Source organism: Streptomyces sp. NPDC023481, assembly GCF_055560195.1.
Genome location: NZ_JBVHJE010000027.1, coordinates 45892 through 59886, shown reverse-complemented (window position 1 = coordinate 59886; position 13995 = coordinate 45892). Strand labels below are relative to the sequence as shown.

Below are 13995 nucleotides of genomic sequence, written 5' to 3'. Positions count from 1 at the left end.
CCGTACGAGCTACGGCGAGCGGCGGGGGCGGCTACAGGACTTCGGTCCGTACGAGCTACGGCGAGCGGCGGGGGCGGCTACAGGACTTCGGTCCGTACGAGCTACGGCGAGCGGCGGGGGCGGCTACAGGACTTCGGTCCGTACGAGCCACGGCGACAGGCAGGGCGCCTACAGGACTTCGGTCCGTACGAGCCACGGCACCCGGCCGAAGCGCCTGCAGGGCTTCCGTCCGTACGAGCCTCGGCGCCCGGCCGGAGCGCCTACAGGGCTCCCTTGCGGCTGAGGTGGTTGAAGGCCAGCCAGCCCGGCAGGACCGGCAGCCACAGGGTCAGCAGCCGGAACAGCAGCACGGCCGGCGCGGCGACCTCCTTGGGCAGGCCCACCGCGATCAGACCGACGGTGAGGGTCGCCTCGACCGCGCCCACGCCGCCGGGGGTGGGCGCCGCGGAGCCGAGCGCGTTGCCGGCGAGGAAGACGACGGCGACGCTGGCGATGCTGAGCGACACCGACCCGTCGCCGAAGGCCCGGATCGAGGCGTCCAGGCACATCACGAAGCAGGCGGTCAGCAGCAGCATGCCGCCGATGCCGGTGACGAGCTTCTGGGGCCGCTGGAGCACGTCGAGCATGCGCGGCACGACACCGGCGAAGAGCGACCTCACGCGCGTGACGACGAACTTCCGCAGGAACGGCACGGAGGTGACCACGAGGACCAGGACGGCCACGGTCAGCAGGCCGGCGATGACCGTGCGGGACGGCGACAGCGACGGGGTCTTCTCGGTGCCGGTCAGGTAGCCGAACGACAGCAGCATGAGGATGTGGCAGCCGAGCCCGAACAGCTGCGAGGCGCCGACGCTCGCCACCGCGAGCCCCGGACGCACCCCGGCGCGCTGCAGGAAGCGCGTGTTCAGGGCCACACCGCCGACCGCGGCCGGTGCCACGATCTTCACGAACGACCCGGCGACCTGCGCCGCCACGGTCCGCACGAACGGCACCCGCTCCGGCACGAAGCCCAGCAGGGCCATCGCCGCGGCGACGTAGCTGAGCGCGGAGAACAGCACCGCGGCGATCACCCAGCCCCACTGGGCCTGCGAGAACAGCGTGCCGAACTCGATGTGGGTGAGCTGCGTCAGCAGGTAGTACGCGCCGATCGCACCGGCGATGAAGCTCATCAGCGTGCGCGGCCGGACGCGTTCCAGCCGGGCCGGCTCCACGGGCGCCTGCGGCCGGATCAGCAGCACCTCGTGCCGGATCTGGCTGAGCAGATCCTCCTCGCGGGCCTCTTCGATCGCCTCGTCGATGGCCCGCTTCTCCGCACGCTGCTCGGCGCGGACCGTCTTCTTGTCGGGCTTCTCCAGGACCGGCGGGGCCGTCTCCGTCTCCTCCTCCGCGCGGGCCGTCTTGGCCTGCCGGGAGGCCTCCAGGACCGCCTCGCGTTCGCGCTCGGCCCGCTCCCGGGCCAGCCGGCGCAGCGTCGCGCGCGTGGAGCGCGTCAGCGCGATCGGCTGCAGCATCGGCAGGCAGTCGGCGACCGCGTCCGGGCCGAGCACGCCGACCGCCGAGGCCACCGCACGCTCGGCACCGACCCGCAGCCCGAGCGTGGTGACCAGCTGGGCGACGTCCATGCGCAGCAGCAGCTCACCGGCCGCGATCTCGCCGCCGCGCAGCTCGGTGAGGATCACCCTGCCGGAACGATCCACCAGAATGGCGTCTCCGGCCAGCCTGCGGTGCGCGATGCGCCGTGACTGCAGCGCCCGCACCTGGTGCCAGGTGTTGCGCAGCAGTTCGTCGGTGATCTCCTCGTCGGCCAGCGAGTCCAGGGTGCGCCCGCCGGTGTGCTCGTAGACGAGCATGACCGCGTCGGGGCCCAGCTCGGAGGTGGCGATCAGCTTGGGCGCGTTGGCGCCGGCCGCGATCGCCGCGTACGCCAACAGAGCTTCCTGCTCCAGCGCCTGGCGCAGCGACTGGAGGCTGGAGCGGGTGGCGAAGCCGCGCAGGGTCAGATTGCGCCAGGCGCGGTAGAAGAAGCCCTGCGCCTGCTGTTCCCGGTCGACGACCGTGACGTCCAGCGGCGGGCCGTCCTCCAGGATGACGAAGTAGCGACGGCCCCGGTCGCCGTTCTCCGTGTCCAGAGCCTCCTCGCGCGCCGTGGCGACGGGGTGGAAGCCGACGTGCCGGAGGCCCGCCATCAGGGTCTGGCCGGTGGGGCGGACGTTCGGCGAGCCGACCGCGTACAGGGTGCCGTAGGCGATGGTCCAGCCGATCAGGACCGTCAGGATGATCGAGAAGGGGGTCGTGTAGCCGGTGACCAGCATCGAGAACGCGTCGAGGAGCAGCACGATCCACAGCACCGCGCGCCACCGGGGTCTGCGGGACATGCCGACGGCCGTCATATAGGCGATCACGGGCGCCAGATATCCGTGCACCGGGTCGGTCAGGGCGTGGATGTCACCCGGCGAGGGCTGGGTGAGCGCCTCCTGGATGGAGTTCGGGGCGGCCCGGGCGACCCACAGGTCGGTGGCGAGCGTCACCCCGTGGGCCAGGACGGCCGCGAGGACGCCGTCGGCGATGCGCAGGCCGTCCCGTTTGATCAGCCGTTCGATCGCGAAGGCGACCGGCACCAGCAGGATCGCGATGCTGGACGCCAGCCCCGCGATCTTGATCAGCAGGTCCGGGGCCTGCCCGGTGCCCTTGTTGATGTCCTGTTCGAGACCCGAGGTGGTGCCGTGCGCGAACCCGGCGATCGCCAGCAGCACCACGATGGCCAGCACGCCCACCAGGAGCCGCATGAGGTCGGAGGGCCGGTGCACGCGCGCGGGGAGCAGCGGTTCGTCGCCCTCCACCCGCTCGGCGTGGGGATCGTCGTCCGCGCACCCGGGGCTGTCCGCGGGCGTGTACTCGGGGCCGGGCGCCCCGCCGACGGCATCGGCGCCACTGCCGCGCGCGCGGGTGCCGCCGGCGTCGTGCGGCTCGGGCTCGCTTTCCCGTGCGCGCGTGCCGTCGGCTTCCTGCGGCTCGGGGGCTTCTTCCCGCGCGCGCGGGTCGTCGTTCTCGCGCGGGCCGGTGTCGTCGTGATGCGCGCCGGTGCCGCCCTCGTCCGCGTGGGCGGGGCCGGGGCGCGCGGAGGCGTCAGGAGTGCCCGCCGTTCCATCGGGGTGCACGCCCTGCTCCTTCGTGGTCTCTTCTCGGTCTCGTATCACCAGTCACCGCCCGCACGATGGTGGCATGCCCCACCGACACACACGGGCATCAGGGTCCGGATGCGCGGGCGCACAGTCTGCCCGATGCGTCGCCCGGGGGCGAGAGGACCGTTGCCCGCGTACCCCGCCGGAACGCCCGCGGGGTGCGGCAGGATGGGGGGAATGAGCGAGCACAGCCCTCCCCAGGACGCCCGCGCGGCGCACGCGGACGCGCTGCCGGAGTACGCCGAGCGGGTCCTCGACGTCGCCGAGCGGATTCCGCCGGGGCGGGTCATGACGTACGGCGATGTCGCCGAGTGGCTCGCGGAGGGAGGCCCCCGTCAGGTGGGCCGGGTGATGGCCCTGTACGGCGGTGCCGTCCCGTGGTGGCGTGTGGTGCGCTCCGACGGTGTCCTGCTGCCCGGACACGAACTGCGTGCCCTCGCCCACTACCGCGCGGAGGGCACGCCGCTGAAGCAGGCCGGCAGGAGCACCGAGGGCCATCTGCCGCGGCTCGACATGCGCAGGGCCCGGTGGGACGGTGACGCGGGCGCGGAGGGTCACATCTGACAGCTTCCGCCATCGGATGCCGCCGGGGCAGACCCATGGCCCGTTCGGGTGACACCGGGGACGTCCGTGGCATGCCGTACGTTCGAGGGGTGTGGGACACGCGTGGTCCGAGCGCCCCGAGGGAACGACGGGAAGCCCTGCTTCCGTCCGGAGGGGCGGCGTAGCGTCGGCGGCGCGTGTCCTCCTCACCCCGCGGTCACCGCCTCGCACGCGTGACCGCGCACCCGCCCGCACACCCACCAGGACCGGCCAACCACGTGAGCTCCTCTTCCTCCACCAGGCGCCTGCCGCACCTCCCGGTACGGCAGGGGAGCCGTGGCGCTTACCGACTGGTCCGTACGCCGCCGGCCGTCGTGGATCCCCCTCCTCTGGACGCGCCGCAGCGCGCCGTGGTTGACCACCGGAGCGGACCGTTGCTCGTGCTGGCCGGCCCCGGCACCGGCAAGACCACCACCCTGGTCGAGTCCGTGGCCGCGCGGATCGCCCGCGGCGGCGACCCCGAGCGCATCCTCGTGCTGACGTTCAGCCGCAAGGCCGCCGTCGACCTGCGCGACCGCATGGCCCTGCGCATGGGCGCCGCCCGCGCGCCCAGGGCGACCACGTTCCACTCGTACTGCTACGCGCTGGTCCGCGCCCACCAGGACAGCGACCGGTTCACCCAGCCGCTGCGGCTGCTCTCCGGCCCCGAACAGGACGTCGCCGTCCGTGAGCTGCTCGCCGGCCAGCCCGACCTGGAGCGGCTCGGCCTCACCCACGTGCGCTGGCCCGACGACCTGCGCGCCTGCCTGACCACGCGCGGGTTCGCCGACGAGGTACGCGCCGTCCTCGCCCGCAGCCGCGAACTGGGCCTCGGCCCGGACACCCTGGACGCCTTCGCGCGCCGCATCGGCCGCCCCGACTGGCGGGCGGCGGCCGCCTTCCTCGCCGAGTACCTCGACACCCTCGACCTCCAAGGCGTGATCGACTACGCGGAACTGGTCCACCGCGCGGTCCTGCTCGCCCGCCGCCCCGAGACCGCCGCACACCTCGCGGCCCGGTACGACGCGGTGTACGTCGACGAGTACCAGGACACCGACCCCGCCCAGGTCCGGCTCCTGCACGCCCTGGCCGGAGGGGGCCGCACCCTCGTCGCCTTCGGCGACCCCGACCAGTCGATCTACGCCTTCCGGGGCGCCGACGTGAACGGCATCCTGGAGTTCCCGGCCGCCTTCCCGCGCGCGGACGGCCGCCCCGCCCCCGTCGAGGTCCTGCGCACCTCCCGCCGCTCCGGCGCCGCCCTGCTGGCCGCGACCCGCCTGATCACCCGGAGCATGCCGCTGCCCCGGCTGCCCGCCGACAAGGCCCGCGCCCACCGGGAGCCGGCCGCCGCACGCGACGGCGGTCTGGTCGAGGCCCACACCTATCCGACGCCCGGCGCCGAACTGGACAACATCGCGGACCTGCTGCGCCGCGCGCACCTGGAGGACGGCGTCCCCTGGAGCGACATGGCCGTCCTGGTGCGCGCCGGCTCCCGCCTGCCGACCCTGCGCCGTGCCCTCACCGCCGCCGGCGTTCCGCTGGACATCGACGGCGACGACCTGCCCCTGCGGCACGAGCCGGCGGTGGCCCCGCTGCTCACGGCCCTGCGCGCGGTGGCCACAGCGGAAGCACCCCACCGCGAGGACCCCGCGCCGGGCGACGCCCCTACGACAGCGCCGACCGCCGCCGACCTCGGTACGCAGGCCGTATCCGCCCCCGTTACGCAAGCCGCCGCCGACCCTGAGGCGCAGGCTGCCGCCGACACCGGTACGGAGGCCGCCGCCGACCCTGAGGCACAGGCTGCCGCCGACACCGGTACGCAGGCCGCATCCGCCCCCGCTACGCAAGCCGCCGCCGACCCTGACGCGCAGGCCGCCGCCAACACCGGTACGGAGGCCGCCGCCGACCCTGAGGCACAGGCTTCCGCCGACCCCGGTACGCAGGCCGCCGCCGACCCGGCACCGCAAGCCGCCACCCACCCCGCACCCCAGGCCCCCGATACCTGCTGGCTGGACACCGAGACCGCCCTCACCCTGCTCACCTCCCCGCTCGCCGGCATGGACGCCGCCGACCTGCGCCGTCTCGGCCGGGCCCTGCGCGAGGAGGAGCGGGCCGCCGGGAACCCGCTGCCGCCCCCGTCCGACGAACTCCTCGCCCGGGCGCTCGCCGAACCGGAGCGCCTGGCCGTGCTCGACCCGGTGTACGCGCGCGGGGCGCAGCGCCTGGGCGCGCTGCTCCGCAAGGCCCGTGAGCGCCTCGCGGGCGGGGGTACGGCCGAGGAGGCGCTGTGGGACCTGTGGGAGGGCACGCCGTGGCCGGGTCGTCTGGAGCGGGCCGCCCGGCGCGGCGGCGCGGCCGGCCGCAACGCCGACCGGGACCTGGACGCCGTCTGCGCGCTGTTCGCCACCGCCGCGCGCGCGGAGGAGCGCACCGGGGGCCGCGGCGCCCTGAACTTCCTGGCGGAGATCGAGGCCGAGGACATAGCCGCCGACACGCTCACCCGCCGCGCGGTACGGCCCGACGCCGTCCGTGTCATGACCGCGCACCGCGCCAAGGGCCTGGAGTGGCCCCTGGTCGTCGTCGCCGGAGTCCAGGAGGGCCTGTGGCCCGACCTGCGGCGCCGCGGCTCGCTGCTGGAGGCCGACCGCATCGGCCGCGACGGGCTCGCCGAGCCGCTGACCCCGGGCGCGCTGCTCGCCGAGGAGCGCCGCCTGTTCTACGTCGCCGCCACGCGCGCGCGTGACCGCCTCGTCGTCACCGCCGTGAAGGCACCGGCCGACGACGGCGACCAGCCGTCGCGGTTCCTGAGCGAGCTGGGCGTCGAGCCCAAGGATGTCGCCGGCCGCCCCCGCCGCCCGCTGTCCGTCGCCGCGCTCGTCGCCGAACTGCGCGCCACCACCGTCGACCCGCGCGCGTCCGACGCGCTGCGGGAGGCCGCCGCCCACCGCCTCGCCCGTCTCGCCGCGCTCGCCGACGAGGAGGACCGCCCACTGGTGCCGTCCGCGCACCCCTACCGCTGGTGGGGCATGTTCGAGCCCACCGAGAGCAAGGTGCCGCTGCGCCACCGCGACCAGCCCGTGGTGCTCTCCGGCAGCGCCCTCGACCAGCTCGCCAACACCTGCGCGCTGCAGTGGTTCCTGGGCCGTGAGGTGAAGGCCGACGCCCCCGCCACGGCCGCGCAGGGCTTCGGCAACGTCGTCCACGTCCTCGCCGACGAGGTCGCCTCCGGCCGCACCCCCGCCGACCTCGACGTCCTCATGGAGCGCCTGGACTCCGTGTGGAACGCGCTCGCCTTCGACGCGCCCTGGAAGTCGCAGCAGGAGAAGGACAACGCGCGCGTGGCGCTCGAACGCTTCCTGAACTGGCACGTGCTGGACCGGACCGGCCGCACCCCGGTCGCCAGCGAGCAGGACTTCGACGTCACCCTGGAGACGGGCGGCTACCAGGTCCGCATCCGCGGCCAGATGGACCGCGTGGAGACGGACGCCGAGGGCCGGGCCTACGTGGTCGACTTCAAGACCGGCAAGCAGGCGCCCACCGCGCGCGAGGTGGAACGGCACCCCCAGCTCGCCGTCTACCAGCTCGCCGTCCGCGAAGGCGCCGTCGACACCGCCTTCGACGGCGTACGCCCCGAACCGGGCGGGGCCGAACTCGTCCACCTCAGGCAGGGCGCCGCCAAGCGCGACGGCGGCGAGGACCTGCCCAAGGTGCAGACCCAGGAGCCGCCGTCGGGGGAGTGGGTCGGCGAGCTGCTGGCCACCGCCGCCGGCAAGGTCCTCGACGAGCGGTTCACACCGAGCACCGGCCAGCACTGCACGCACTGCGCCTTCCGCGCCTCGTGCAGCGCGCGCCCGGAGGGACGGCACGTGGTGGAGTAACCGCCCCGTGGCCGGAGTGACGTACGGCACCACCCGCGCTGACCTGCGCTTCTTCCGCCCCGGGCGGTCACTTCGTCCTCGACTGTCAGTGCCCGCCGCTAGCCTCTTTCGACATGTCCGCCCGTATCACCGATCCCGAGCAGCTCAAGGAGCTCCTCGGCATCCCGTTCACCCCGGAGCAGACGGCCTGCATCACCGCGCCGCCCGCCCCGCAGGTGATCGTGGCCGGCGCCGGGTCGGGCAAGACCACCGTCATGGCGGCCCGCGTCGTCTGGCTGGTCGGCACCGGCCAGGTCGCCCCCGAACAGGTCCTCGGCCTGACCTTCACCAACAAGGCCGCCGGCGAGCTGGCCGAACGCGTCCGCAAGGCACTGGTCAGGGCCGGCGTCACCGACCCCGACGGCATCGACCCCGACAACCCGCCGGGCGAGCCCGTCATCTCGACGTACCACGCCTTCGCCGGCCGCCTGCTCACCGACCACGGCCTGCGCATCGGCCTGGAACCCAGCTCGCGGCTGCTGGCCGACGCCACCCGCTACCAGCTCGCCGCACGCGTGCTGCGCGAGGCCCCCGGCCCCTACCCGGCGCTGACCCGCTCCTTCGCCGACCTGGTCAGCGACCTGCTCACCCTCGACTCCGAACTCTCCGAACACCTCGTCGACCCCGAGGAACTGCGCGCCTTCGACGCCGGCCTGCTGGGCACCCTCGCAGGCGCCAGGCTCACCAACGCCGACCTGCGCAAGGTCCCCGAGACAGCCGCGGCCCGCCGCGAACTCGCCGCCCTCGTCCAGCGCTACCGCGCCGCGAAACGCGGGCGGGACCTGCTCGACTTCGGCGACCAGATCGCCCTGTCCGCCCGCCTCGCCCGCACCCCCGAGGTGGGCCGCCTGCTGCGCGAGGAGTTCCGCGTGGTCCTCCTGGACGAGTACCAGGACACCTCCGTGGCCCAGCGCGTCCTGCTCGCCGGCCTGTTCGGCGGCGGCACCGGCCACCCGGTGACCGCCGTCGGCGACCCCTGCCAGGCCATCTACGGCTGGCGCGGCGCCTCCGTCGCCAACCTGGACGACTTCCCCGCCCACTTCGCCCACGCCGACGGCCGGCCCGCCACCCGGCAGGCACTGAGCGAGAACCGGCGCAGCGGCGGGCGCCTGCTCGACCTCGCCAACGGCCTCGCCGCACCCCTGCGCGCCATGCACGCGGGCGTGGAGGCCCTCCGCCCGGCCCCCGGCGCCGAGTACGACGGCACGGTCCGCTGCGCCCTGCTGCCCACCCACGCCGAGGAGATCGACTGGCTCGCCGACTCCCTCGCCCACCTCGTGCGCACCGGCACGCCACCCGGCGAGATCGCCGTACTGTGCCGCACCGCCACCGACTTCGCCGAGATCCAGGGCGCCCTCGTCGCCCGCGAGGTCCCCGTCGAGGTCGTCGGCCTGTCCGGGCTGCTGCACCTGCCCGAGATCGCCGACCTCGTCGCCGTGTGCGAGGTCCTCCAGGACCCCGGCGCCAACGCCTCCCTGGTGCGCCTGCTGACCGGACCGCGCTGGCGCATCGGCCCCCGCGACCTCGCCCTCCTCGGCCGCCGGGCCCGCCTGCTGGTCGCCCACGCGCGCGTGGACGACGGCGACGACCCGGACCGCCGGCTCGCCGAGGCCGTCGAAGGCGTCGACCCGTCCGAGGTGATCTCGCTCGCCGACGCCCTCGACACCTTCCTGGAAGCGCCCCTGGAGGACGCCGCCGCCGACGGGCTGCCGTTCTCGCCGGACGCGCGCGTGCGCTTCGCCCGGCTCGCCGCCGAACTGCGCGACCTGCGCCGTTCGCTGTCCGACCCGCTCATGGACGTCCTGCACCGCGTCCTCGCCGTCACCGGTCTGGAGGTGGAACTGTCCGCCTCCCCGCACGCGCTCGCCGCCCGCCGCCGCGAGACCCTGTCCAACTTCCTGGACGTCGCCGCCTCCTTCGCCGCGAGCGACGGCGAGGCCACCCTGCTCGCCTTCCTCGGCTTCCTGCGCACCGCCGCCCAGTACGAGAAGGGCCTCGACAACGCCCTGCCCGGCGGCGAGAACACCGTCAAGGTGCTCACCGCCCACAGGTCCAAGGGCCTCGAATGGGACGTCGTGGCCGTCCCCGGCCTGGTCACCGGCACCTTCCCCAGCGGCCAGGGCCGCGAGAAGTGGACCGCCCAGGCCAAGGTGCTGCCGCACGCCCTGCGCGGCGACACCGACACCCTGCCCGACGTCGACAGCTGGGACGCGCGCGGGATGAAGGCCTTCCACGAGGCCATGAAGGACCACCAGCACACCGAGGAGCTCCGCCTCGGCTACGTCACCTTCACCCGACCCCGCTCGCTCCTGCTCGGCTCCGGCCACTGGTGGGGGCCCAGCCAGAAGAAGCCGCGCGGCCCCTCCGACTTCCTCCAGGCCCTCCACGACCACTGCGCGGCCGGACACGGCGAGATCGAGGCCTGGGCGGACGAGCCCGCCGAGGGCGAGGAGAACCCGGCCCTGCACACGGCCGACGCCGACCAGGTGTGGCCGCTCCCGCTGGACGCCGCCGCCCTGGCCCGCCGCCGCGCCGCCGCCGAGACGGTCCTCGCCCACCTGGACACCCTCGCCAGCCACCGCCCGGCCCTGCACGACCCCGCCGGCGACGAACACCCGGACTGGCCCGCACCACCGGACGACGACCCGTACGAGGAGCCGTACCCCGACCCGTACGACGAAGAGCCGTACGACGACTTCCCGTACGAGGACTCCCTCCACGAGGACTCCCTCCACGGGGACTCCCTCCACGAGGACGTGCCCTACGGCGAGGACCTGCCGCCCTACGACGAGGCCCCCCACGGCGAAGAGCCCTCGGCCGACGGACCCCCGGCCCACGCGCCTGCCTCCGCCGCCCCGAACACCAGCGCCCCGGGCAATCCCGCCCCGGACGCCCCCGCCGAACTGAACGCCCGAAACGCCGGCCGCCCCTTGGTCCCCCACCAGGCGCCCGCCCCCCGGCACCGTCCTGGGCCGCGGTCCGCCACCGGCCGCGCCACGCTCACCCCCGAGGAAGCCCGCACCGTCGCCGCCTGGGACCGCGACCTGGACGCGCTCACCGGAGAGCTGCTGCGCGCCCGCCGCGCCACCACCGACGTCCCCCTGCCCGTCACCCTCACCGCGTCCCAGCTGCTACGGCTCGCCGAGGACCCCGACGGGCTCGCGCAGGAACTCGCGCGCCCCATGCCGCGCCCCCCGCAACCGGCCGCACGCCGGGGCACCCGGTTCCACGCATGGGTGGAAACCCGCTTCGAGGAGCTGACGCTGCCCCTGCTGGAACCGGACGAGCTGCCCGGCAGCGACGCCGAGATCGCCGACGAACGCGACCTGGAAACCCTGAAGGAAGCCTTCGAACGCACCGAGTACGCCCACCGCACCCCGTACCGGGTCGAGGCCCCCTTCCAGTTCACCCTCGCCGGCCGTGTCGTCCGGGGCCGCATCGACGCCGTCTACCGGCACGGCGACGGCGACCAGACGACGTACGAGATCGTCGACTGGAAGACCAGCCGCACCCGCACCGCCGACCCGCTCCAGCTCGCCGTGTACCGGCTCGCCTGGGCCGAGCAGCAGGGCGTACCGCCCGAGTCCGTCACGGCCGCCTTCCTGTACGTACGCACCGGCGAGATCGTACGCCCCGACCTGCCCGACCGGGCCGCGCTCGAACGGCTCCTCACGGGTGAGACGGAGAGCACACGGGGGGCGACCGGAGTGTGACGAACGCCCGCCGACGATGTCGGTGCGGGCCGATAGGCTCGGGAGCATGAGCCAGACCCCGGACAGCGCCGTCCGCGCGTACATCGAGCAGCACCGCGCCGCCTTCCTCCACGACCTCGCCGCATGGCTGCGCATCCCCTCCGTGTCGGCCCAGCCCGACCACGCGCCCGATGTACGGCACAGCGCCGACTGGCTCGCCGCCAAGCTCAAGGAGACCGGGTTCCCGACCACCGAGGTCTGGCAGACCCCCGGCGCCCCCGCCGTCTTCGCCGAGTGGCCCTCGGACGACCCGGCGGCGCCCACGGTCCTGGTCTACGGCCACCACGACGTGCAGCCCGCCGCCCGCGAGGACGGCTGGGACAGCGACCCCTTCGAACCGGTCGTGCGCGACAACCGCCTCTACGCGCGCGGGGCGGCCGACGACAAGGGCCAGGTGTTCTTCCACACCCTCGGCGTCCGCGCCCACCTCGCCGCCACCGGCCGCACCACGCCGGCCGTCCACCTCAAGCTGCTCGTCGAGGGCGAGGAGGAATCCGGCTCCCCGCACTTCCGGGCCCTGGTCGAGGAGCGGGCGGGACGGCTCGCCGCCGACGCCGTGATCGTCTCCGACACCGGCATGTGGTCCGAGGACACCCCGACCGTGTGCACCGGCATGCGCGGCCTCGCCGAGTGCGAGATCCGGCTCCACGGCCCCGACCAGGACATCCACTCCGGTTCCTTCGGCGGCGCCGTACCCAACCCGGCCACCGCAGCCGCCCGCCTGGTCGCCGCCCTCCACGACGCACACGCGCGCGTGGCGATCCCCGGCTTCTACGACGGCATCGTCGAGCTGACCGACCGCGAGCGCGAGCTGTTCGCCGAGCTGCCCTTCGACGAGCAGCGCTGGCTGCGCACCGCCAAGTCCCACGCCACCCACGGCGAGGCCGGCCACACCACCCTGGAGCGCATCTGGGCCCGCCCGACCGCCGAGGTCAACGGCATCGGCGGCGGCTACCAGGGCCCCGGCAGCAAGACGATCATCCCCGCCACGGCCACGGTGAAGCTCTCCTTCCGGCTGGTCGCCGGCCAGGACCCCGCCCACATCGAGCAGGCCGTCCGCGCCTGGGCCGCCGACCAGGTGCCCGCCGGCATCCGCTGCGAGATCGACTTCGGCTCGGCCACACGCCCGTGCCTGACCCCGCTCGACCACCCCGCCCTGCAGTCCGTGGCCCGCGCCATGGGCCGCGCCTTCCAGCAGCCGGTCCGCTTCACCCGGGAGGGCGGCTCCGGACCCGCCGCCGACCTCCAGGAAGTCCTCGGCGCCCCCGTCCTCTTCCTCGGCATCTCCGTCCCCTCCGACGGCTGGCACGCGCCCAACGAGAAAGTCGAGCTCGACCTCCTCCTCAAGGGCGTCGAGACCAGCGCCTACCTGTGGGGTGACCTGGGCCGCACCTGGCGTACCGCACCCTGACCGGCCGGCGCCGTACGGAAGGGCGGCGCGCGCGGGGCACACTGGAAGGACCGCCCGCCCGCCCCGGCCCCGCCCGGCCCGGTGCCCTCCCGCCCTACATCCCGCCGAACCACCCGCTGCACTGGGGGAGTTGGAAGCACCCGTGACCACCTGGACCGACCACACAGCCGACCGACCCATCTCGCTGACCGCCCCGAGCGGCATCGACCGCGCCGCCCACCACCGGCTGGACGAGGCCTGGCTCGCGGCGGCGTGGAGCCACCCCACGACGCGCTGTTTCGTGGTCTCCGGCGGCCAGGTGCTCATCGACGAGACGCCGGACGGCCGGACGGAACTCGTCATGACACCGTCCTTCGAGGCCCCCCTCACCGAGGCGCACCGCTACTTCCTCGGCACCGACGAGGACGGCGTCAGCTACTTCGCGCTCCAGAAGGACGCGCTGCCCGGCCGCATCGACCAGTCCGCCCGCCCGGCGGGACTGCGGGAGGCCGGCCTGCTGCTGTCCCCGCGCGACGTCGGACTGATGGTCCACGCGGTCGGGCTGGAGAACTGGCAGCGCACCCACCGCTTCTGCTCCCGCTGCGGCGAGCGCACGGTCATCGCGGCGGCCGGCCACATCCGCCGCTGCCCGGCCTGCGGCGCCGAGCACTACCCGCGCACCGACCCGGCCGTGATCATGGCGGTCACCGACGAGGAGGACCGCATCCTGCTCGGCCGCCAGGTCCACTGGCCCGAGGGCCGCTTCTCCACGCTCGCCGGATTCGTCGAGCCCGGCGAGTCCATCGAGCAGGCGGTGCGCCGCGAGGTCGCCGAGGAGGTGGGGGTCGCCGTCGGCCGGGTCGAGTACGTCGCCAGCCAGCCCTGGCCCTTCCCGTCCAGCCTCATGCTCGGCTTCATGGCCCACGCCACCTCCACCGAGATCGACGTCGACGGCGACGAGATCCACGAGGCCCGCTGGTTCTCCCGCGAGGAACTGCACGCGGCCTTCGAGTCCGGCGAGGTGCTGCCGCCGTACGGCATCTCCATCGCGGCCCGCCTGATCGAGATGTGGTACGGCAAGCCCCTGCCGACCCGCAGCTTCGTCTGACACGGCGAACGGCGGCTCCCGAGCCCGGTGGGGACTCGGGAGCCGCCGTTCGGCGCAGCCCGGG

The 13995-nt window shown here is 74.6% G+C and carries 6 protein-coding genes; 5 read left to right on the top strand and 1 reads right to left on the bottom strand.

The features are described from left to right. Window positions 1-260: 260 nt before the first annotated feature. A complete protein-coding gene (locus ACZ3ZD_RS35420; protein ID WP_467407009.1) occupies window positions 261-3158 on the bottom strand; it encodes a lysylphosphatidylglycerol synthase transmembrane domain-containing protein in 2898 nt (965 codons plus the stop codon). A 201-nt stretch (window positions 3159-3359) separates the two neighbouring features. Between ACZ3ZD_RS35420 and ACZ3ZD_RS35415 the strand changes: the two genes are divergently transcribed. The 5 genes from ACZ3ZD_RS35415 (at window position 3360) to nudC (ending at window position 13931) form a co-directional block, all read left to right on the top strand. Next, window positions 3360-3746: an MGMT family protein gene (locus ACZ3ZD_RS35415; protein ID WP_467407007.1), complete on the top strand. Its 387-nt coding sequence runs from the start codon at window positions 3360-3362 to the stop codon at window positions 3744-3746. A gap of 257 nt (window positions 3747-4003) precedes the next feature. After that, complete coding sequence (locus ACZ3ZD_RS35410; RefSeq protein ID WP_467407005.1) at window positions 4004-7642, top strand: ATP-dependent helicase; 3639 nt, start codon at window positions 4004-4006, stop codon at window positions 7640-7642. A gap of 113 nt (window positions 7643-7755) precedes the next feature. Beyond that, entirely contained in the window at window positions 7756-11394 is a 3639-nt protein-coding gene (locus tag ACZ3ZD_RS35405; protein WP_467407001.1) for a UvrD-helicase domain-containing protein, read from the top strand. Between the two features lie 46 nt (window positions 11395-11440). Next, entirely contained in the window at window positions 11441-12844 is a 1404-nt protein-coding gene (locus ACZ3ZD_RS35400; RefSeq protein WP_467406999.1) for a dipeptidase, read from the top strand. A gap of 142 nt (window positions 12845-12986) precedes the next feature. Continuing rightward, the gene (gene nudC, locus ACZ3ZD_RS35395) at window positions 12987-13931 is read left to right on the top strand and encodes an NAD(+) diphosphatase (RefSeq protein ID WP_467406996.1); all 945 of its coding nucleotides are present in this window, start codon (window positions 12987-12989) and stop codon (window positions 13929-13931) included. The last annotated feature ends 64 nt before the right edge of the window (window positions 13932-13995 follow it).

Bases quoted from the DNA above. Each gene is read 5' to 3' on its own strand.
- ACZ3ZD_RS35400 (WP_467406999.1), top strand. From the start codon at position 11,441: ATGAGCCAGACCCCGGACAGCGCCGTCCGCGCGTACATCGAGCAGCAC.
- ACZ3ZD_RS35405 (WP_467407001.1), top strand. From the start codon at position 7,756: ATGTCCGCCCGTATCACCGATCCCGAGCAGCTCAAGGAGCTCCTCGGC.
- ACZ3ZD_RS35415 (WP_467407007.1), top strand. From the start codon at position 3,360: ATGAGCGAGCACAGCCCTCCCCAGGACGCCCGCGCGGCGCACGCGGAC.